Raw genomic sequence first — 18,865 nt, forward strand, 5'->3', positions numbered from 1 at the left:
GTGCCCGGCAACTCTGGTGTAAGACGGGCCCGGTCACAGGCCCGGCACTTAGTGCGTAAGACCGGCCTTGGCCAACATGCCCACAGCCACCAGTACACACAGACTGGCAAACCCCACCTGCAAGGTGCGCGCGGGGATCACGGAACACAGGCGCCGGCCGACCAGCATGCCGACGATACTGGCGCCGATAAACACCCAGCCCACCGGTTCGATGCTCACCCCGGCATGCAACGCACCGGCCACGCCGATCAGCGAGATCAGGCTGATCACCATCAACGAGGTGGCGACGATGCCGCGCATCTGCACATCGGTGAGTTGTTTGAACGCCGGCACGATCAGGAAGCCTCCGCCCACGCCGAGCAAACCGGAGACCGCACCGGTCACGGCGCCGAGCGCGGCCAGGGTGGCGCTGCATTTGGCGGTCCAGGCCAGGCGTCCGGTCTGTTGATTGAGCATGCAGTTCTTCTGGCCCCAGGAGGCGGCGCCGTGATCACTCGGCCCGGCCTCGACCTTTTCACGCTGCAACATGCGCCAGGCCACCAGCACCATCAGCGCACTGAACAAGCCCATCAGCACCGGTTCCGTCATTTGGTGAGCAAGAAATACCCCCAGCGGCGAGAACAGCGCGCCTAGCAAGGCGATCAGCAGCGCGGCGCGGTAACGCACCAGGCCGTGGCGCAAGCCATCAATCGCACCGACAGCCGCCGCCGCGCCCACCGCCAGCAAAGACACCGGCGCGGCCTGGGTCATGCTCAAGCCCAATCCCAGCACCAACGCCGGCACCCCAAGGATGCCGCCGCCCGCACCGGTCAGGCCCATGACCAGGCCCATCAACACACCCAACACACTGGCCAGCAGCATTCAGTCCACCTTGCTCAGACGGGTCAGCCACTCGCGGCCCTTGAGCATGCCGTTCCAGTAGAACCACGGCAGCAGCGTAGCCTTGAGGAACCACATCGAACGGCGCGCCTTGGTCGGATCGAGGGCGAAGGTCGGCAGCAACTTGCCGCCGTAACCGAACTCGGCAAGCACCACCTTGCCCTTCTCCACCGTCAGCGGGCAGGACCCGTAGCCGTCGTACTTGAGCGGCAAGGTTGCTTGCTTACGCAGGGCCAGCAGGTTTTCGGCAACCACCACGATCTGCTTGCGCACAGCGGCGGCGGTCTTGGCGTTGGTGGTGCCGCACACATCGCCCAGGCCGAAGATGTGCGGGTAGTGCAGGTGTTGCAGGGTATGGGGGTGCACTTCACACCAACCGGCGGCGTCGGCCAGCGGGCTTTGGCGGATAAAGTCCGGGGCGACTTGCGGCGGGACGACGTGCAGCAGGTCGAAGGATTTCTCTTCAACCGTTGTATTGCCCTCGGCGTCTTTCACTGCAAACCAGGCCTTGCGTGCCGGACCGTCAACTTTCACCAGATTGGAATTAAACGCCAGGCGCGCGTTGTATTTTTCAACGTACTTCATCAACGGCGGCACAAAGGTCGCCACCCCGAACAGCGCCGCGCCGGCCAGGTTGAATTCCACATCAATGTGCTTGAGACGGCCCTGCTTGAGCCAGTGATCGCAGGACAGGTACATGGCTTTCTGCGGCGCGCCGGCGCATTTGATCGGCATGGCCGGCTGGGTGAAGATCGCCTTGCCGCCCTTCAACTGCTGCACCAACTGCCAGGTGTAGGCGGCGTATTCGTAGCTGTAGTTGGAGGTGACGCCGTGCTGACCGAGGGTGTCTTGCAAGCCCTCGATAGCCTCCCAGGCCAGGCGCAGGCCGGGACACACAATCAGATGTTGCCAACTCACGCGCTGGCCGCTGTCGAGTAAGAGGGTTTGCTCGTCCGGCAGCACCTCGCTGACCGCTGCCTGTATCCAGGTGACGCCATTAGGCAGCACGTCGGCCAACGGGCGGCGGGTCTTTTTCAGGTCATAGGCGCCGCCGCCCACGAGGGTCCAGGCCGGCTGGTAGCAATGGTGGTCGTTGGGTTCGATGAGGGTGATGTTCAGGTCGGGGTCGCGCTTGAGCAGGCTGGCTAGCAGGCCGATGCCTGCCGAACCGCCGCCGATGACAACGATATCGCCACTGATGGATGGGCCCCAGTGTTGTTCGGTCATGGTCTGATGCCTTTTATCGTCAATGCACACAAGGGTCGTTGCCGTATGGCGTCACGCCCAGCTTTTTATGACCGCGCCGCAGTACAGCCCGGACAGGGTTTTCATCACTTGGATCACTTCGTGGCTGGCCAGCCCGTAGAAGATGTACTTGCCTTCCCGACGGGTGGCGACCAACCCTTCGTCGCGCAAGATGCCCAACTGTTGTGACAGGGTGGGCTGGCGCACACCGGTCATGGTTTCCAGCTCGCCGACGTTGCGCTCGCCCTGGGTCAACTGGCACAGGATCAACAGGCGATCCTCATTGGCCAGGGCCTTGAGCAAGGCACAGGCCTTGGACGCCGACGCGCGCAACTGGGCAACTTCGCCTTCACTCAGAGTAGATTCCATTTGCCTCGGGTCCTTTGCCTCACTTAAGCTCAAAACATTATGTGTAAATGTAAAGTGATTGTAATCACTTTTTTCAGCATCAGGGGCAGCCGTCATGTCAGCGTTGATTCATTCCTTTCTGGACGAGACGTCGTCGACCTACACCTACGTCGTCTATGAAACGGACGGCGGCCCCTGTGCCATCGTCGATTCGGTTCTCAACTACGACCCGGCCTCCGGGCGTACTGACACCGCCCAGGCCGACAAGGTTATTGCCTTTGTGCGTGAGCACAGCTTGCAAGTGCAGTGGCTGTTGGAGACACACGCCCATGCCGACCACCTGTCCGCCGCGCCGTACCTGCGCCGGACAGTGGGCGGCAAGATCGCCATTGGTCAGTCGATCAGCAAGGTGCAAGGCGTGTTCAAGAACCTGTTCAACCTGGAGCCGGAATTTCGCGTCGACGGCTCGCAGTTCGACCACCTGTTTGCGCCGGATGAAATCTTTCACATCGGCAACCTCAAGGCCCAGGCGTTGCACGTGCCCGGCCACACCCCGGCGGACATGGCTTATCTGATCGAGGATCGATTGATCCTGGTCGGCGACACCCTGTTCATGCCCGATGTCGGCACGGCCCGCTGCGACTTCCCTGGCGGCGATGCGCGGCAGCTGTATGCGTCGATGCGCAAGCTGTTGGCCTTCGCTCCCGACACGCAGCTGTACGTGTGCCATGACTACCCGCCCGAGGGTCGCGAGGCAAAATGCCTGACGACCGTGGCGCAGCAGCGAGCGGGCAATATTCATGTGCATGACGGAGTGGATGAAGCGACGTTTGTGGCGATGCGCACCCAACGCGATGCTGGGCTGGGGATGCCCACGCTGTTGTTGCCGGCGATCCAAGTGAATGTGCGGGCCGGTCATATGCCGCCAGCGGAGGCAAACGGGGTGGTTTACTTGAAGATTCCGTTGAACCAGCTCTAAAGCCGCCCCGCATGGCGTCCATGCCATTGAATGTTCCGAGGGTGTTACGCAGGTGTGATCAGGCTACGGCAAATTTCGACACGATCTGCTTGAGGTCCACCGCCAGCCGCGACAGCTCTTGGCTGGCAATCGACGTCTGACCAGCCGCCGAAGAGCTCTGGATGGAAAGATCACGGATGCTGATCAGGTTCTGGTCCACCGAGCGGGCCACATGGGCCTGTTCTTCAGAGGCCGTGGCGATCAACAGGTTGCGGTCATTGATGTCGGTAATGGCGTCGGTGATCTGAGTAATCGCGGCGCCCGCTTCATGGGCGATCTTCAATGAATCCACTGCTTCGTTGCGGTTAAGGGCCATGGAAGACACCGCTTCGCTGGAGCATGTTTGGATTTTCGCGATCATCTGCTCGATTTCCTGGGTCGAGGTCTGGGTTCTATGGGCCAATGCCCGCACTTCGTCGGCGACGACCGCAAAGCCTCGGCCCTGCTCCCCTGCCCTGGCCGCCTCAATGGCGGCGTTCAAGGCCAGCAGGTTGGTTTGCTCGGCAATTGAACGGATCACTTCAACCACTCGGGCAATATCCTGGGCCTGCTTGGCCAACCCTTCGACTTCGACGCCGGTCTGCTGCACCGTGGCGCTGAGCTTCTCGATGGAGGCGATGGTTTGTGTCACACGCTCCTGGCCGACTTTGGCCGAGCGCTGGGAATCCTGCGTTGACAGGGAAGCCGACACCGCATTGCGCGCCACTTCTTCCACGGCCGCCGTCATTTCGTTAACCGCCGTCGCGGCCTGATCGGTTTCCATGCTTTGGCGTTCAATACCGGCGCTGGACTCGCGGGTAATGGCGCTCATCTCCTCCGCCGCCGCAGCCAATTGCCCGGACGCCTCCGAGATATGCTGCAAGGTGCTTTTCAGGTTCATTTGCATAGACGCGGTAGATCGTTGCAACTCGGTCAACTCGTCGTTGCCATTGATGGCAATCGCCACGCGCAGATCGCCGTCAGCAATCTTGCCGGTTGATACCAACAGTTCACGGACCGGAGTAATGATGCTGCGGGTAAACAGGCTTGCAACCACGACGGTGACCATCAAGGAGGTGCCCATCAATATCCAAGTGAACAGACGCGCCGCGTCATATTCGCTGGAAGCCACCTGAACCGCCGTATTGGAGCCACCGGAATTCAACGCGATCAACTCGCTGATGGAACGCTGTACATCAAGGGCAATCGGCCCATTGACGTCACGCAAATAAGTCGACATCTGTTCAGCGGACAGCGTCGAGGATTGCGCGAGGAACTCATCCATCTTCTGGCTGTAGTTCTTTATGCCGGTCAATGCGTCGTTGTACTTGGCTTGTTCTTCGGGGCTTGAGACTAACGGCGCATAACGCTCTGCAATATCAAGGGCTTCCTTGCGCGTCGCTTTGAGCTTCTCAAGGGAGGCCGGATCCTGGCGCCCGATATCCATGGCATAGCGGCGTAGATCAAGACGAAGTTTGTAAAAAGCCGAATCTATTTCACCTGCCGAACGAATACTGGGAAGCCAGTTAGATTCGATTTCAACCGTCGATGAATAAACTTTATCGACTTTTATCAGCGTCATTGCTCCTTGGATCAACAGCAGAAGACACACCACACCAAAACAAAGTGTGGTACGGAAGTTCAGCTTCAAGGCTCTCATGGACATCGCGGCGCACCCCTTTCCTGGGCCGCGAACTTCACGGCCTGATGGGGATTAATGTGTTAAACCAGACGTGAAAAATACGTGACTAATTAGGTATTTTTTTATTGGCAATCCTAAATATTTAAATAGCGAGTTTAGGTGTCTAGCTAACTATTAACGTGCCAAGGGAAACCGCGCCACTTTATTAGACCATCAGTCCATCTCTTGGCAGTGGCAATGCTGTTTTGTAACGCACTTGTTTGAGGGCAAAACTGGAGCGGATATTCGCCACCCCCGGTACCTTGGTCAGAAAGTCCATCATGAACCGCTCCAGCGACTGGATCGTCGGCACCAACACCCGAATCAAATAGTCCGGATCACCGGCCATCAAATAGCACTCCATCACCTCGGGCCGGTCGGAAATCGCGCCTTCGAACTGCTGCAACGCCAGTTCGTTCTGCTTTTCAAGGCTCACATGGATAAACACGTTGACGTGCAGCCCCAGTAAATCGGCGTCGAGCAGCGTGACCTGCTCGCGAATCAGGCCCAATTCCTCCATCGCCTTCACCCGATTGAAACACGGCGTGGGCGACAGGTTGACCGAGCGGGCCAGGTCGGCGTTGGTGATGCGGGCATTCTCCTGCAGAGCGTTGAGAATGCCGATATCGGTACGGTCCAGTTTGCGCATGAGACAAAATCACCTGTTTATTATGTTTATGCAGGTTTTTTATCCGCAATTGATCCCGGGCGCAACGAAACAGAGATAAATATTCTTCTACGCCACGCCTATGATTGTTGTAGGACAAGATTTCTTCTACCCGAAGACTGACTGTCAGCTAGCGCGCCCACTACAAGAAATTCACAAGATCGAGCGTAGAAGCCATGACCCAGCAGTACGAACCACTGCGCCTGCACGTCCCTGAACCCTCGGGCCGACCAGGCTGCAAGACCGACTTCACCTACCTGCGCCTGACCGACGCCGGCCTGGTGCGCAAACCCGCCATCGACGTAGAACCCGCCGACACCGCCGACCTGGCCAAGGGCCTGATCCGCGTACTCGACGACCAGGGCCAAGCCTTGGGACCGTGGGCCGAGGGCGTCTCCACTGAGATCATGCGCAGAGGCATGCGTGCGATGCTCAAGACGCGCATCTTCGACAACCGCATGGTGGTCGCCCAGCGTCAGAAAAAAATGTCGTTCTACATGCAAAGCCTCGGCGAAGAAGCGATCGGCAGCGCCCAGGCCCTGGCGTTGAACATCGACGACATGTGCTTCCCCACCTACCGCCAGCAAAGCATCCTGATGGCCCGCGAAGTGCCACTGGTGGACCTGATCTGCCAGTTGCTGTCCAACGAGCGCGACCCGCTCAAGGGTCGCCAGTTGCCAATTATGTATTCGGTGAAAGACGCCGGCTTCTTCACCATCTCCGGCAACCTCGCCACCCAATTCGTTCAGGGCGTGGGCTGGGGCATGGCCTCGGCGATCAAGGGCGATACCAAAATCGCCTCGGCCTGGATCGGCGACGGCGCCACCGCCGAATCCGACTTCCACACCGCCCTCACCTTTGCCCACGTGTACCGCGCGCCGGTGATTCTCAATGTGGTCAACAACCAATGGGCTATCTCCACCTTCCAGGCCATCGCCGGCGGTGAAGCCACCACTTTCGCCGGACGCGGCGTCGGTTGCGGCATCGCTTCCCTGCGCGTGGACGGCAACGACTTTATCGCCGTGTACGCTGCCTCCGCCTGGGCCGCTGAACGTGCGCGGCGCAACCTCGGCCCGAGCCTGATCGAGTGGGTCACCTACCGCGCCGGCCCGCACTCCACGTCCGATGACCCGTCCAAATACCGCCCCGCCGATGATTGGAGCCACTTCCCGTTGGGCGATCCGATTGCTCGTCTCAAACAGCACCTGATCAAGATTGGCCAGTGGTCCGAAGAGGAACACGCGGCGGTCAGTGCTGAACTTGAAGCCGAGGTGATCGCCGCGCAGAAACAGGCCGAACAGTACGGCACCCTGGCCGGTGGCCAGATTCCAAGCGCCGCGACCATGTTCGAAGACGTCTATAAAGAGATGCCGGAGCACTTGAAGCGCCAGCGTCAAGAGTTGGGGGTCTGACATGAACGATCACAACAACAGCATCGAATTGGAAACCGCCATGACCACCAACACCATGACCATGATCCAGGCCCTGCGCTCGGCCATGGATGTGATGCTTGAACGTGATGACAACGTGGTGGTGTTCGGCCAGGACGTGGGTTACTTCGGCGGTGTGTTCCGTTGCACCGAAGGCTTGCAGACCAAGTACGGCAGCTCGCGGGTGTTCGACGCACCGATCTCGGAAAGCGGCATTATCGGCGTGGCCGTGGGCATGGGTGCCTATGGCCTGCGCCCGGTGGCTGAGATTCAGTTTGCCGACTATGTGTACCCCGCCACCGACCAGATCATCTCCGAAGCGGCGCGCCTGCGTTATCGCTCGGCCGGCCAGTTCACGGCACCGCTGACCATGCGCATGCCCTGCGGCGGCGGCATCTACGGCGGCCAGACTCACAGCCAGAGTATCGAAGCGGTGTTCACCCAGGTCTGCGGCCTGCGCACGGTGATGCCGTCCAACCCCTACGACGCTAAAGGCCTGCTGATTGCGTCCATCGAAAACGATGACCCGGTGATCTTCCTTGAGCCTAAACGCCTGTACAACGGCCCGTTCGATGGCCACCACGACCGCCCGGTAACACCGTGGTCGAAACACCCGCAAGCGCAAGTGCCGGACGGTTACTACACCGTGCCGCTGGACGTGGCCGCCATTGTGCGTCCGGGTTCGGCAGTCACCGTGCTGACCTACGGCACCACGGTGTATGTGTCCCAAGTCGCTGCCGAAGAAACCGGCATCGACGCCGAAGTCATCGACCTGCGCAGCCTGTGGCCGCTGGACCTGGAGACCATCGTCAAATCCGTGAAGAAGACCGGCCGTTGCGTGGTGGTGCACGAAGCCACCCGCACCTGCGGTTTTGGTGCCGAATTGGTGGCGCTGGTGCAAGAGCATTGCTTCCACCACCTGGAAGCGCCGATCGAACGCGTCACCGGCTGGGACACCCCTTACCCGCACGCGCAGGAGTGGGCGTATTTCCCAGGCCCGTCCCGAGTGGGCGCGGCGTTGAAACGGGTCATGGAGGTCTGAATGGGCACGCACGTTATCAAGATGCCGGACATTGGCGAAGGCATCGCGGAAGTTGAACTGTCGGTCTGGCATGTGAAGGTCGGCGACATGGTCGTCGAAGACCAGGTGCTGGCGGATGTGATGACCGACAAGGCGATGGTGGATATTCCCTCGCCGGTGCACGGCAAAGTGATTTCCCTTGGCGGCGAGCCGGGTGAAGTGATGGCCGTGGGCAGTATTCTGATCAGCATTGAAGTAGAAGGTGCGGGCAACGCCAAGGAGGCGCCCGTGGTGGCGGAGCCGGTGAAAGCTGCTCCCGTTGTCGAGGCCAAACCTGCACCAGTGGTTGAAAGCAAGCCCGCGCCCGTCGTGACCGCACAGGCCCCTGTGGCCCGCGATGCCGATGAACGCCCCCTGGCCTCCCCCGCCGTGCGCAAGCATGCGCTGGATGCCGGGATTCAACTGCGGCTGGTCCAGGGCTCCGGCCCCGCCGGGCGGATCCTGCACGAAGACCTCAACGCCTACCTGCAACAAGGGGCGTCAAAAGCTTCGACGGCAGCCAACCCTTACGCCGAACGTAACACCGAAGAACAGATCCCGGTGATCGGCATGCGCCGCAAGATTGCCCAGCGCATGCAGGACGCCACCCGCCGTGCCGCGCATTTCAGCTATGTGGAAGAGATCGACGTCACCGCCCTCGACGAGCTGCGCGTGCACCTCAACGAGAAGCATGGCGCCACGCGCGGCAAGCTGACGTTACTGCCGTTTATCGTGCGCGCCATGGTCGTGGCGCTGCGGGATTTCCCGCAGATCAACGCGCGTTATGACGACGAAGCCCAGGTCATCACCCGCCTCGGCGCGGTGCATGTGGGCGTCGCCACCCAGAGCGATGTGGGCTTGATGGTGCCGGTGGTGCGTCACGCCGAAGCCCGCAGCCTGTGGGGCAATGCCGAGGAAATCGCGCGTTTGGCCACGGCCGCGCGCAATGGCAAGGCCAGTCGTGACGAGTTGTCGGGTTCGACCATTACCTTGACCAGCCTGGGCGCCTTGGGCGGCATCGTCAGCACCCCGGTGCTTAACTTGCCGGAGGTGGCCATCGTTGGCGTCAACCGTATCGTTGAGCGGCCGATGGTGATCAAGGGCCAGATCGTGATTCGCAAAATGATGAACCTCTCCAGCTCCTTCGATCACCGCGTGGTCGATGGCATGGACGCGGCGCAATTCATCCAGGCCATTCGCGGCCTGCTCGAACAACCCGCCAGCCTGTTCCTGGAGTAAGGACATGACTCAGACATTGCATACCACGCTGCTGATTATCGGCGGCGGCCCTGGCGGTTATGTGGCCGCCATTCGCGCCGGCCAACTGGGCATCCCGACCATCCTGGTGGAAGGCCAGGCGTTGGGCGGCACCTGCCTGAACATCGGCTGCATTCCGTCCAAGGCCTTGATCCATGTGGCCGAGCAGTTTCAGCAAACCATCCACCATAGCCAGGGTTCGCAACTGGGTATCGAAGTGGATGTGCCGACCCTGGACATCCGCAAAAGCGTTGAATGGAAAAACGGCATCGTCGACCGCCTGACCACTGGCGTCGCCGCACTGCTTAAAAAGCACAAAGTGCAGGTGATCCACGGCTGGGCCAAGGTGGTGGACGGCAAGACCGTCGACGTTGGCGACCAGCGCATCCAGTGCGAACACCTGCTGCTGGCCACCGGTTCGAAAAGCGTCAACCTGCCAATGCTGCCAATTGGCGGGCCGATCATCTCCTCCACCGAAGCCCTGGCGCCGACCCGCGTGCCCAAGCGCCTGATTGTGGTGGGCGGCGGCTACATTGGCCTTGAGCTGGGGATTGCCTACCGCAAGCTGGGCGCTGAGGTGAGTGTGGTCGAGGCCCAGGATCGCATCCTGCCGGCTTACGACGCCGAGCTGACCCAGCCGGTGAACGAATCTCTCAAGCAACTGGGGGTGAAGCTGTACCTCAAGCACAGCGTCACCGGGTTTGCCGACAACTGCCTGCAAGTGCGTGATCCGAACGGCGACACGGTGTCGCTGAAGACCGATCAGGTCCTGGTGGCCGTGGGTCGCAAACCCAACACCCAAGGCTGGAACCTTGAAGCGCTGAACCTGGCGATGAATGGCGCGGCAATCAAGATCGACAGCCGTTGCCAGACCAGCATGCGCAATGTGTACGCCATCGGCGACTTGAGCGGCGAGCCGATGCTCGCCCACCGCGCCATGGCCCAGGGCGAAATGGTTGCCGAACTGATCAGCGGTCAACACCGCGAATTCAACCCGGCGGCAATCCCGGCGGTGTGCTTTACCGACCCGGAACTGGTGGTGGTCGGCAAGACGCCCGATGAAGCCAAGGCCGCCGGCCTGGACTGCATCGTGTCGAGTTTTCCCTTTGCAGCCAACGGCCGGGCGATGACCCTGGAGTCGAAAACCGGCTTCGTGCGAGTGGTGGCGCGGCGTGACAATCATCTGATTGTCGGCTGGCAGGCCGTGGGTGTGGGTGTATCTGAGCTGTCCACTGCGTTCGGCCTGAGCCTGGAAATGGGTTCGCGCCTGGAGGATGTAGCCGGCACCATCCACGCTCACCCGACGCTCGGCGAGGCGGTGCAGGAAGCTGCGCTGCGCGCATTGGGCCACGCGTTGCATCTGTAAAACCGTGGTGAGGCCATCGGGGGCAAGTCGAATCGTCGCACCGCCCCTCCCACAGGGGAATGCATTCCACATGTGGGACGGGGCTTGCCCCCCGATAGCGGTGGATCGGTCAATACAGAGGCTGAAGGCGTCCACCCAGTGGCTCCCACACAAGCCAAGAATGAAGTATTGTTGCGCCCATTCAGAAAAAAACCGACTTGACCAAAGATAGAGGGTGTCATGGGTAACGAAAGCATCAATTGGGACAAGCTGGGTTTTGACTACATCAAGACCGACAAACGGTATATCCAGACCTTTAAAGACGGCGAGTGGCAAGCAGGCTCCCTGACTGACGACAACGTGCTGCACATCAGTGAGGGCTCCACCGCTCTGCACTATGGCCAGCAGTGCTTTGAAGGCCTCAAGGCCTACCGCTGCAAGGACGGCTCGATCAACCTGTTCCGTCCGGACCAGAATGCCGCGCGCATGCAACGCAGCTGCGCCCGCCTGCTGATGCCCCATGTGCCGACCGACGTGTTCATCGACGCCTGCAAACAGGTGGTCAAGGCCAACGAGCGTTTCATCCCGCCGTACGGCAGTGGCGGCGCGCTGTACCTGCGCCCGTTCGTGATCGGTACCGGTGACAACATCGGCGTGCGTACCGCGCCGGAGTTCATCTTCTCGGTGTTCTGCATTCCGGTCGGTGCCTACTTCAAGGGCGGCCTGGTGCCACACAACTTCCAGATCTCCACCTTCGACCGCGCTGCGCCACAAGGCACCGGTGCTGCGAAAGTGGGCGGCAACTACGCGGCCAGCTTGATGCCGGGCTCTGAAGCGAAAAAATCCGGTTTCGCCGATGCGATCTACCTGGACCCGATGACCCACTCGAAGATCGAAGAAGTCGGCTCGGCCAACTTCTTCGGGATTACCCACGACAACACGTTCATCACGCCGAAGTCGCCTTCGGTGCTGCCAGGCATCACCCGCCTGTCGCTGATCGAACTGGCCAAGACCCGCCTGGGCCTGGAAGTGGTTGAAGGCGAAGTGTTCATCGACAAGCTGGCTGACTTCAAGGAAGCCGGCGCCTGCGGTACTGCTGCGGTGATCTCGCCGATCGGCGGCATCCAGTACAACGGCAACCTGCATGTGTTCCACAGCGAAACCGAAGTCGGCCCGATCACCCAGAAGCTCTACAAAGAGCTGACCGGTGTGCAGACCGGCGACGTCGAAGCACCAGCGGGTTGGATCGTGAAGGTCTAACAGCCTCAACGCATATCCCATGTGGGAGGGGGCTTGCCCCCGATAGCAGTGGGTCAGTCAATGAATCTGTTGACTGATACACCGCCATCGGGAGCAAGCCCCCTCCCACATTTGCTCTCCGGCGCATTCAAGACTCTTTCGGGATATTCTCGGCAATCTTCTTCCCCATGCTGACCCTCGCCTCCACCCCATACCCCAGCGCCTCGTAAAACCCCGCCACCGCCTCATTGCCACTGGTGATCTGCAGGTTGATCTTCATGCAGCCCAGCGCCGTCAACGCCTGTTCCGCATGCCGCACCAGCGAAGAGCCCAGGCCATGACGCCGGTAGTCCGTGTGCACCGCCACCGAATAGAGCCAACCACGATGCCCGTCGTACCCGGCGAGAATGGTGCCGATCACGGTTTTTTTATCCGTCGCCACGAAGAACAACTCGTCATTGACCGCCAGCTTCTTATCGATCGCCAGGCTAGGCAGGTTATGGGCCGTGTCATAACCAAACGCCGCCTGCCATAGCTCAATCACCTGCGCGCGATGCGGACGATCGCGATATGGCCCGATGGGGTAGCGCGATGACAACGTCTTTTCCATCACCAGCGTGCGCTCGTTGCCATGGTAAACATCGCGCACCGTGTGAAACCCCAGCTTGGTGTAGAACGGCTCGGCAGTCAGCGAAGACGGCACACTTAATACGGTGACTCCTGCTTCGCGGGCGCGTAGTTCGATTTCCATCATCAGCAACCGGCCAATGCCCTGCCCTTGCAAGGTCGGGTTGACGAACACCGAGCGCACCACATTGGCATCAAGTGCCGCCGTGGCGACCACCCTCTGATCCTCAATCGCCACCAGCACGACACGCCGCTTGAGCAAGGCCAACACCGCGTCCGGCGTGAAGTTGCTCGCCACACGGGCAATCACGTCCGCCGGGTAATCCCGCGCATTGCTGCTGTGCAGGGCCGCCAGGATGACCTGGCTGATCCCTTCGGCATCGGTGGGTTGGGCGAGACGAACGGCGGTAGACATGATTCCTCCTGGCTGACGGCGCTATAACAGGCGCCACTGTACCAATGTGGGAGGGGGCTTGCCCCTCCCGCATTTTGACCGCATTCCACCTCTCGCAGCCGATTCGGCTGGCCTACCCCCCTTTTCAGCTTTCCCGGCTGAGCCGCCCATGGGTTTCAGCCGGGATTCATCCCGCACAAGCCACAAAATAGCCCCACTGCATCTTTGTTCACCGCCTTACTCATGGATCCGTGCACCCATGCAAACCACCAACACCGTCTTGATGATTCGCCCGGCGCGCTTTGCCTTCAACCCGGACACTGCGATCAACAACCGCTTTCAACGCCCGCCCCTTGACCTGCTCAGCGCACAGCAGAAAGCGCTGGAAGAGTTCGACGGTTATGTCGACACCCTGCGCCAGCACGGCGTAGAAGTGCTGGTGGTGCAGGACACTCCGGCGCCCCACACTCCCGACTCAATCTTCCCCAACAACTGGTGGAGCAGCCACGCCGACGGCAGCCTGGTGCTGTACCCGATGGAAGGCCAGAACCGACGACTGGAGCGCAACAAGGGTGTGTTGCAAGTGCTGGAGCAACGTTTTGCGATCAACAGCACCATCGACCTCAGCCACCTCGAACAACAGAACATATTCCTCGAAGGCACCGGCAGCATGGTGCTCGACCGCCAACACCGCATCAGCTACGCCTGCCACTCCGGGCGCACCCATCAGGATGCGCTGCGCGAATTCGCCGAACGCCTCGACTACCGGCTCTGCGTATTCCATGCGGTTGACCGCCACCACGCGCCGATCTACCACAGCAACGTGATGATGAGCGTCGGCCGCGACCTGTCGGTGGTGTGCCTGCAAGCCCTGCCCGACCAAAACGAACGCCTGGCCCTGGAACGCTCCCTGCGCGACACCGGCAAGGACATCCTCGCCCTCGACTTCGACCAATTGGAAGCCTTCGCCGGCAACATGCTTGAAGTCCACGACCGCGACGGCCAGCCGCTGCTGGTGATGTCTGCCAGCGCCTGGGGCGCACTGCAACCGGCCCAGCGCCAGCATGTGGAACGCCATACGCGGCCTGTGGTGGTGAATATCGACAACATCGAACGCATCGGCGGCGGCAGCGCCCGCTGCATGCTCGCGGAAGTGCACCTGCCCGCCCGCCCCTCATTTCAATAAGGAGTCTTGCCATGACCCGCTATATCGACGTCAACGACCTCAGCTACCTGGTCTCGCAAAAAGGCCTGCAAACCTGCATCACCGAGATGGCCGAGTACATTCGCGCGGACTACCTGCGCTGGCAGGATTTCGAAAAGTGCGCGCGCCTGGCCAACCACTCGCCGGATGGCGTAATCGAGTTGATGCCGGTGTCAGACGCGTCGCTGTACGCCTTCAAGTACGTCAACGGCCACCCAAAAAACACCCTCGCCGGAATGCTCACCGTCATGGCGTTCGGTGCGTTGGGCGACGTGGACACCGGCAAACCAGTGCTGCTGGCAGAAATGACCCTGACTACCGCCATTCGCACCGCCGCCACCTCGGCGCTGGTCGCGCGTTATCTGGCCCGAGACAACAGCCGCAGCATGGCGTTGATCGGCAACGGCTCGCAGAGCGAGTTTCAGGCCCTGGCCTTCCACGCCATGCTCGGCATCAACGAAATCCGCCTGTTCGATATCGACGCCAAGGCCACTGCCAAACTGGCAACCAACCTCAAGGCCTTCCCGGCGATCAGGGTGATCCTGGCCGGCAGCGTGGCGGAAGCGGTCAAGGGCGCGGATATCGTCACCACCGTGACCGCGGACAAGGCCTACGCCACCATCCTTACTGACGAGATGATCGAACCAGGCATGCACCTGAATGCCGTGGGCGGCGACTGCCCAGGCAAGACCGAACTGGACCAACGCATCGTCGAGCGCGCCCGGGTCATCGTTGAGTACGAGCCGCAAAGCCGTATCGAAGGTGAGATCCAGCACATGCCGAAAGACTCGCCAGTGACCGAGTTGTGGCAGGTGATCAACGGCCAGGTAGCCGGCCGCGAGAATGAGCGCCAGATCACCCTGTTCGACTCGGTAGGTTTTGCCATCGAAGACTACTCGGCCCTGCGCTACGTGCTCGACGTGGCCAAGGCTCTGGATGTGGGCAGCGAGTTGGAGTTGGTGCCGGACCTGGCCGACCCGAAAGACCTGTTCGCACGCCTGGCCCAGCAGCCACGCGCACAGCACAAAAAGCGCGCGTGAGACCGCTCTGGCCTGCCCCTTTGCGCCGAGGGCAGGCCCGACTTACACAGCTGAAAAGCCGATTCAGCGGGTGCAACAGCCGATTCCGCTGCAATGCTCGTTTTAACAGCGCAATTTGCGCTTTGAGCACCGGGTAAACGACACAAAAAAAGCACCACCATCAAGCATTCTGAGCCCGACCGAAGAGTCACCGAATGAATGCAAGCCGCACCCTTTTTACTGCCCTGACATCAATTACAAAATATAGGGACTGACACATGATTCCACTGCGATCACTTTTCGCTGCGTTGCTGTTGCCACTGTGCGCCAGCGCCGCCCACGCCCAGGACTGGAAAGAAATCCGCTTCGGCGTATTCCCCGAATACCCACCCTTTGAATCCGTGGCCGCTGACGGCAGCCTGCAAGGCTTCGATATCGAATTGGGCAATGCCATCTGCGCCAAGCTCGAAGTCAAATGCACCTGGGTGCACAACGAATTCGACGGCATGATCCCGGCGCTGCGCGCGCGCAAATTCGACGCCATCATGTCGTCCATGGCCGTGACGCCGGCCCGTGAAAAAGTCATCGACTTCAGCGACCGGCTGTTCCTCAGCCCAACCTCCGTGATCACCCGCAAAAGCGCCGACTTCGGCGACACGCCTGAATCGTTGAAAGGTAAGCAGGCCGGCGTACTGCAAGGCTCGTTGCAGGAAGCCTATGCCCGTGCGCACCTGGCTAAGCTCGGGGCTCAGGTCAAGGCCTACCAGTCCCAGGAACAGAACTACGCCGACCTGCAAAACGGCCGCCTCGACGCCACCCTCACCGACAAACTCGAAGCCCAGCTCAACTTCCTGTCCAAACCTGAAGGCGCCGACTTCAAGACCGGCCCGGCCTTCAAGGACCCGACCCTGCCGCTGGATATCGCCATGGGGTTGCGCAAGAACGACCAGGAATTGCGTGCGCTGATCAACAAGGGCATCGCCGCCGTCCAGGCCGATGGCACCTACGCGCAGATCCAGAAGAAGTACTTCGGCGATCAGGACATCTACAACGAATAAGCCAACACAATCCCTGTGGAAAAAGATTTGTGTGAGAGGGGGCTTGCTCCCGATAGCGGTGGGTCAGTCACAACTGCATCAACTGACACACCCTCATCGGGAGCAAGCCCCCTCCCACAAAAGCCCCCCCACAGGGGTATGTCTGCGCCCTTTAGAGATTCCCCCCATGAACGAACTCCTCAACCTGCAAGGCTACGGCCCCATGCTGGCCCAGGGTGCCTGGATGACGCTCAAGCTGGCGTTCCTCGCGCTCGCCTTGAGCCTCACCCTCGGCCTGCTCGCCGCGGGCGCCAAGCTGTCCAGCGCCAAATGGCTGCGGGTGCCGGCCACGCTGTACACCACGTTGATCCGTAGCGTGCCGGACCTGGTGCTGATCCTGCTGATTTTCTACAGCCTGCAACTGTGGCTCAACGACCTGACCGAACGCGTCGGCTGGGACTATTTTGAAATCGACCCGTTTACCGCCGGCGTGATCACACTGGGGTTTATCTACGGCGCGTATTTCACCGAGAACTTCCGTGGCGCAATCCTCAGTGTGCCGGTCGGCCAACTGGAAGCTGCCACCGCCTATGGCCTGAGTCGCTGGCAGCGGTTTCATCTGGTGCTGTTTCCGCAGTTGATGCGCTTCGCTTTGCCGGGCCTGGGCAATAACTGGCTGGTACTGCTCAAGTCCACGGCGCTGGTGTCGATCATCGGCCTGTCGGATCTGGTCAAAGCCGCGCAAAACGCCGGCAAGACCACCAACGAGCCGCTGTACTTCCTGATCCTTGCCGGCCTGGTCTACCTGGTGATCACCACCCTCTCCAACCGCATCTTCAAGCGCCTCGAGCGGCGCTATAACCTCGGCATCAAGGGGATGGCGCGATGATCGAATTGTTCCAGCAATACGGCCTGGCCTACCTGTTCAGTGATGGCTCGGGCCTTTCCGGCGTGGCCATGACCCTGTGGCTGTTCATCATCTCGGTGGTGCTGGGCTTCATTCTGTCGATTCCCCTGGCACTGGCGCGGGTCTCGGAGCACTTCTGGCTGCGCTGGCCGGTAGAGGTCTACACCTACTTGTTTCGCGGCACGCCGCTGTATATCCAACTGCTGATTTGCTACACCGGGCTCTACAGCCTTGAAGTGGTGCAGGACAACGCCCTGCTCAACCAGTTTTTCCGCAATGCGCTGAACTGCACCCTGCTGGCGTTTGTTTTGAACACCTGCGCCTACACCGTGGAGATCTTCGCCGGGGCGATTCGCAATATCCCCCATGGCGAGATCGAAGCCGCCCGCGCGTACGGTCTGCACGGCTGGCGCTTGAATCTGTTTGTGGTGGTGCCCGCCGCCCTGCGCCGCGCGTTGCCGGCCTACAGCAATGAAATGATCCTGATGTTGCACGCCACCTCGCTGGCGTTCACCGCCACCGTCGCCGATATCCTCAAAGTGGCCCGCGACGCCAATGCCGAGACGTTCCTGACGTTCCAGGCCTTCGGCATCGCTGCCCTGCTGTACATGTTGCTGTCCTTTGCACTGGTGGGCCTGTTTCGACTGGCCGAACGTCGCTGGATGCGTTTTCTTGTTCCTACCCGAGGCTAACCCATGAATCAGTCCGCGCAGGCCCTGGCCACTTATCCTGTCGATGCACCCGCTACCAAGGCTGCAACTGCTGCCATCAAGCTGCAAGTCGAAGGCATTCATAAACGCTACGGCGAGCACGAAGTGCTCAAGGGTGTTTCCCTTAACGCGCGCCAAGGCGATGTGATCAGCCTGATCGGCGCCAGCGGCTCCGGCAAAAGCACCATGCTGCGTTGCATCAACTTTCTGGAGCAGCCCGACGCTGGAGTCATCACCCTGGACGGCATCAGCATAGAAATGCAGCAAGGACGTGCCGGCACCCGTGCCCCGGATCAGGCGCAATTGCAAAACCTGCGCACGCGCCTGGCCATGGTGTTCCAGCACTTCAACCTTTGGAGCCACATGACCGTGCTGGAAAACATCACCATGGCGCCGCGCCGGGTGCTGGGCGTAAGTGCGGCCGAGGCGGAAAAACGCGCACGGATGTACCTGGACAAGGTCGGCCTGCCAGACCGCGTGGCAGATCAATACCCGGCGTTCCTGTCCGGCGGCCAGCAACAGCGCGTGGCGATTGCGCGGGCCTTGGCGATGGAGCCGGAAATCATTCTGTTCGATGAGCCAACGTCCGCACTGGACCCAGAACTTGTAGGAGAAGTCCTCAAAGTCATACAGACGTTGGCCGAGGAAGGTCGTACCATGCTGATGGTCACCCACGAGATGGGCTTTGCCCGCCAGGTGTCCAGCCAAGTACTGTTCTTGCACCAGGGACGGGTCGAGGAACAAGGCAGCGCCGAGATCCTCGACCACCCCAAAAGCGAGCGCTTGCAGCAATTTCTTTCCAACCGTTTGAAGTGAAAC

At 60.7% G+C, this 18,865-nt stretch carries 18 protein-coding genes; 12 read left to right on the forward strand and 6 right to left on the reverse strand.

Annotation, left to right across the window (positions count from 1 at the left end; all coding sequences use genetic code 11):
* Positions 1 to 48: 48 nt before the first annotated feature.
* Genes G9Q84_RS18885 through G9Q84_RS18895 form a run of 3 tightly spaced genes read right to left on the reverse strand, consistent with a single transcriptional unit; the run spans position 49 to position 2,493 of the window.
* Positions 49 to 861, reverse strand: coding sequence for a sulfite exporter TauE/SafE family protein (locus tag G9Q84_RS18885; RefSeq protein ID WP_032888123.1), 813 nt, complete (start codon positions 859 to 861; stop codon positions 49 to 51).
* Positions 862 to 2,106 carry an NAD(P)/FAD-dependent oxidoreductase gene (locus tag G9Q84_RS18890; RefSeq protein ID WP_095184359.1) on the reverse strand — a complete coding sequence of 415 codons (1,245 nt, stop codon included), beginning with the start codon at positions 2,104 to 2,106 and terminating at the stop codon, positions 862 to 864.
* A 51-nt stretch (positions 2,107 to 2,157) separates the two neighbouring features.
* Positions 2,158 to 2,493: an ArsR/SmtB family transcription factor gene (locus tag G9Q84_RS18895; RefSeq protein ID WP_017527038.1), complete on the reverse strand. Its 336-nt coding sequence runs from the start codon at positions 2,491 to 2,493 to the stop codon at positions 2,158 to 2,160.
* 94 nt (positions 2,494 to 2,587) lie between these two features.
* Between G9Q84_RS18895 and G9Q84_RS18900 the strand changes: the two genes are divergently transcribed.
* Entirely contained in the window at positions 2,588 to 3,451 is an 864-nt protein-coding gene (locus G9Q84_RS18900) for an MBL fold metallo-hydrolase (protein ID WP_032888127.1), read from the forward strand.
* A gap of 58 nt (positions 3,452 to 3,509) precedes the next feature.
* Here the strand turns inward: G9Q84_RS18900 and G9Q84_RS18905 are convergent, their stop codons facing one another.
* Complete coding sequence (locus G9Q84_RS18905) at positions 3,510 to 5,135, reverse strand: methyl-accepting chemotaxis protein (protein WP_181643863.1); 1,626 nt, start codon at positions 5,133 to 5,135, stop codon at positions 3,510 to 3,512.
* Between the two features lie 181 nt (positions 5,136 to 5,316).
* Positions 5,317 to 5,799 carry an Lrp/AsnC family transcriptional regulator gene (locus tag G9Q84_RS18910; protein WP_015884756.1) on the reverse strand — a complete coding sequence of 161 codons (483 nt, stop codon included), beginning with the start codon at positions 5,797 to 5,799 and terminating at the stop codon, positions 5,317 to 5,319.
* A 194-nt stretch (positions 5,800 to 5,993) separates the two neighbouring features.
* On the opposite strand from G9Q84_RS18910, the gene G9Q84_RS18915 reads away from it, so the two are divergent.
* From G9Q84_RS18915 to G9Q84_RS18935, 5 genes are all read left to right on the forward strand, one after another.
* The gene (locus G9Q84_RS18915; RefSeq protein ID WP_181643864.1) at positions 5,994 to 7,229 is read left to right on the forward strand and encodes a 3-methyl-2-oxobutanoate dehydrogenase (2-methylpropanoyl-transferring) subunit alpha; all 1,236 of its coding nucleotides are present in this window, start codon (positions 5,994 to 5,996) and stop codon (positions 7,227 to 7,229) included.
* 1 nt (position 7,230) lies between these two features.
* Positions 7,231 to 8,289: an alpha-ketoacid dehydrogenase subunit beta gene (locus tag G9Q84_RS18920; RefSeq protein ID WP_181643865.1), complete on the forward strand. Its 1,059-nt coding sequence runs from the start codon at positions 7,231 to 7,233 to the stop codon at positions 8,287 to 8,289.
* The gene (locus G9Q84_RS18925; protein ID WP_181643866.1) at positions 8,290 to 9,546 is read left to right on the forward strand and encodes a dihydrolipoamide acetyltransferase family protein; all 1,257 of its coding nucleotides are present in this window, start codon (positions 8,290 to 8,292) and stop codon (positions 9,544 to 9,546) included.
* Between the two features lie 4 nt (positions 9,547 to 9,550).
* Positions 9,551 to 10,930 carry a dihydrolipoyl dehydrogenase gene (gene lpdA / locus G9Q84_RS18930; protein WP_095184356.1) on the forward strand — a complete coding sequence of 460 codons (1,380 nt, stop codon included), beginning with the start codon at positions 9,551 to 9,553 and terminating at the stop codon, positions 10,928 to 10,930.
* 219 nt (positions 10,931 to 11,149) lie between these two features.
* Entirely contained in the window at positions 11,150 to 12,169 is a 1,020-nt protein-coding gene (locus G9Q84_RS18935; RefSeq protein ID WP_032888142.1) for a branched-chain amino acid aminotransferase, read from the forward strand.
* Between the two features lie 127 nt (positions 12,170 to 12,296).
* Here G9Q84_RS18935 and G9Q84_RS18940 read toward each other — a convergent pair whose 3' ends face one another.
* The gene (locus G9Q84_RS18940) at positions 12,297 to 13,190 is read right to left on the reverse strand and encodes a GNAT family acetyltransferase (protein WP_181643867.1); all 894 of its coding nucleotides are present in this window, start codon (positions 13,188 to 13,190) and stop codon (positions 12,297 to 12,299) included.
* Positions 13,191 to 13,428: 238 nt separating this feature from the next.
* On the opposite strand from G9Q84_RS18940, the gene ctlX reads away from it, so the two are divergent.
* From ctlX to G9Q84_RS18970, 6 genes are all read left to right on the forward strand, one after another.
* Positions 13,429 to 14,355, forward strand: coding sequence for a citrulline utilization hydrolase CtlX (ctlX, locus tag G9Q84_RS18945; RefSeq protein ID WP_181643868.1), 927 nt, complete (start codon positions 13,429 to 13,431; stop codon positions 14,353 to 14,355).
* Between the two features lie 11 nt (positions 14,356 to 14,366).
* Entirely contained in the window at positions 14,367 to 15,413 is a 1,047-nt protein-coding gene (locus tag G9Q84_RS18950; protein WP_181643869.1) for an ornithine cyclodeaminase, read from the forward strand.
* Positions 15,414 to 15,670: 257 nt separating this feature from the next.
* Complete coding sequence (locus G9Q84_RS18955; protein WP_181643870.1) at positions 15,671 to 16,450, forward strand: ABC transporter substrate-binding protein; 780 nt, start codon at positions 15,671 to 15,673, stop codon at positions 16,448 to 16,450.
* 166 nt (positions 16,451 to 16,616) lie between these two features.
* Positions 16,617 to 17,318 (forward strand): ABC transporter permease, encoded by a 702-nt coding sequence (locus G9Q84_RS18960; RefSeq protein ID WP_032888150.1) that lies wholly within the window; start codon positions 16,617 to 16,619, stop codon positions 17,316 to 17,318.
* The gene (locus G9Q84_RS18965) at positions 17,315 to 18,028 is read left to right on the forward strand and encodes an ABC transporter permease (RefSeq protein ID WP_032888153.1); all 714 of its coding nucleotides are present in this window, start codon (positions 17,315 to 17,317) and stop codon (positions 18,026 to 18,028) included. Before G9Q84_RS18960 ends, G9Q84_RS18965 begins: the two co-directional genes overlap by 4 nt.
* A 3-nt stretch (positions 18,029 to 18,031) precedes the next feature.
* On the forward strand, positions 18,032 to 18,862 hold the full coding sequence (locus G9Q84_RS18970; RefSeq protein ID WP_242461458.1) for an ABC transporter ATP-binding protein: 831 nt from the start codon (positions 18,032 to 18,034) through the stop codon (positions 18,860 to 18,862).
* The last annotated feature ends 3 nt before the right edge of the window (positions 18,863 to 18,865 follow it).

The organism is Pseudomonas sivasensis (assembly GCF_013778505.1).
Classification (GTDB): domain Bacteria; phylum Pseudomonadota; class Gammaproteobacteria; order Pseudomonadales; family Pseudomonadaceae; genus Aquipseudomonas; species Aquipseudomonas sivasensis.

Coding starts and splice junctions, on each gene's coding strand:
- G9Q84_RS18885 (WP_032888123.1), bottom strand. CDS start 861: ATGCTGCTGGCCAGTGTGTTGGGTGTGTTGATGGGCCTGGTCATGGGC.
- G9Q84_RS18890 (WP_095184359.1), bottom strand. CDS start 2,106: ATGACCGAACAACACTGGGGCCCATCCATCAGTGGCGATATCGTTGTC.
- G9Q84_RS18895 (WP_017527038.1), bottom strand. CDS start 2,493: ATGGAATCTACTCTGAGTGAAGGCGAAGTTGCCCAGTTGCGCGCGTCG.
- G9Q84_RS18900 (WP_032888127.1), top strand. CDS start 2,588: ATGTCAGCGTTGATTCATTCCTTTCTGGACGAGACGTCGTCGACCTAC.
- G9Q84_RS18905 (WP_181643863.1), bottom strand. CDS start 5,135: ATGTCCATGAGAGCCTTGAAGCTGAACTTCCGTACCACACTTTGTTTT.
- G9Q84_RS18910 (WP_015884756.1), bottom strand. CDS start 5,799: ATGCGCAAACTGGACCGTACCGATATCGGCATTCTCAACGCTCTGCAG.
- G9Q84_RS18915 (WP_181643864.1), top strand. CDS start 5,994: ATGACCCAGCAGTACGAACCACTGCGCCTGCACGTCCCTGAACCCTCG.
- G9Q84_RS18920 (WP_181643865.1), top strand. CDS start 7,231: ATGAACGATCACAACAACAGCATCGAATTGGAAACCGCCATGACCACC.
- G9Q84_RS18925 (WP_181643866.1), top strand. CDS start 8,290: ATGGGCACGCACGTTATCAAGATGCCGGACATTGGCGAAGGCATCGCG.
- lpdA (WP_095184356.1), top strand. CDS start 9,551: ATGACTCAGACATTGCATACCACGCTGCTGATTATCGGCGGCGGCCCT.
- G9Q84_RS18935 (WP_032888142.1), top strand. CDS start 11,150: ATGGGTAACGAAAGCATCAATTGGGACAAGCTGGGTTTTGACTACATC.
- G9Q84_RS18940 (WP_181643867.1), bottom strand. CDS start 13,190: ATGTCTACCGCCGTTCGTCTCGCCCAACCCACCGATGCCGAAGGGATC.
- ctlX (WP_181643868.1), top strand. CDS start 13,429: ATGCAAACCACCAACACCGTCTTGATGATTCGCCCGGCGCGCTTTGCC.
- G9Q84_RS18950 (WP_181643869.1), top strand. CDS start 14,367: ATGACCCGCTATATCGACGTCAACGACCTCAGCTACCTGGTCTCGCAA.
- G9Q84_RS18955 (WP_181643870.1), top strand. CDS start 15,671: ATGATTCCACTGCGATCACTTTTCGCTGCGTTGCTGTTGCCACTGTGC.
- G9Q84_RS18960 (WP_032888150.1), top strand. CDS start 16,617: ATGAACGAACTCCTCAACCTGCAAGGCTACGGCCCCATGCTGGCCCAG.
- G9Q84_RS18965 (WP_032888153.1), top strand. CDS start 17,315: ATGATCGAATTGTTCCAGCAATACGGCCTGGCCTACCTGTTCAGTGAT.
- G9Q84_RS18970 (WP_242461458.1), top strand. CDS start 18,032: ATGAATCAGTCCGCGCAGGCCCTGGCCACTTATCCTGTCGATGCACCC.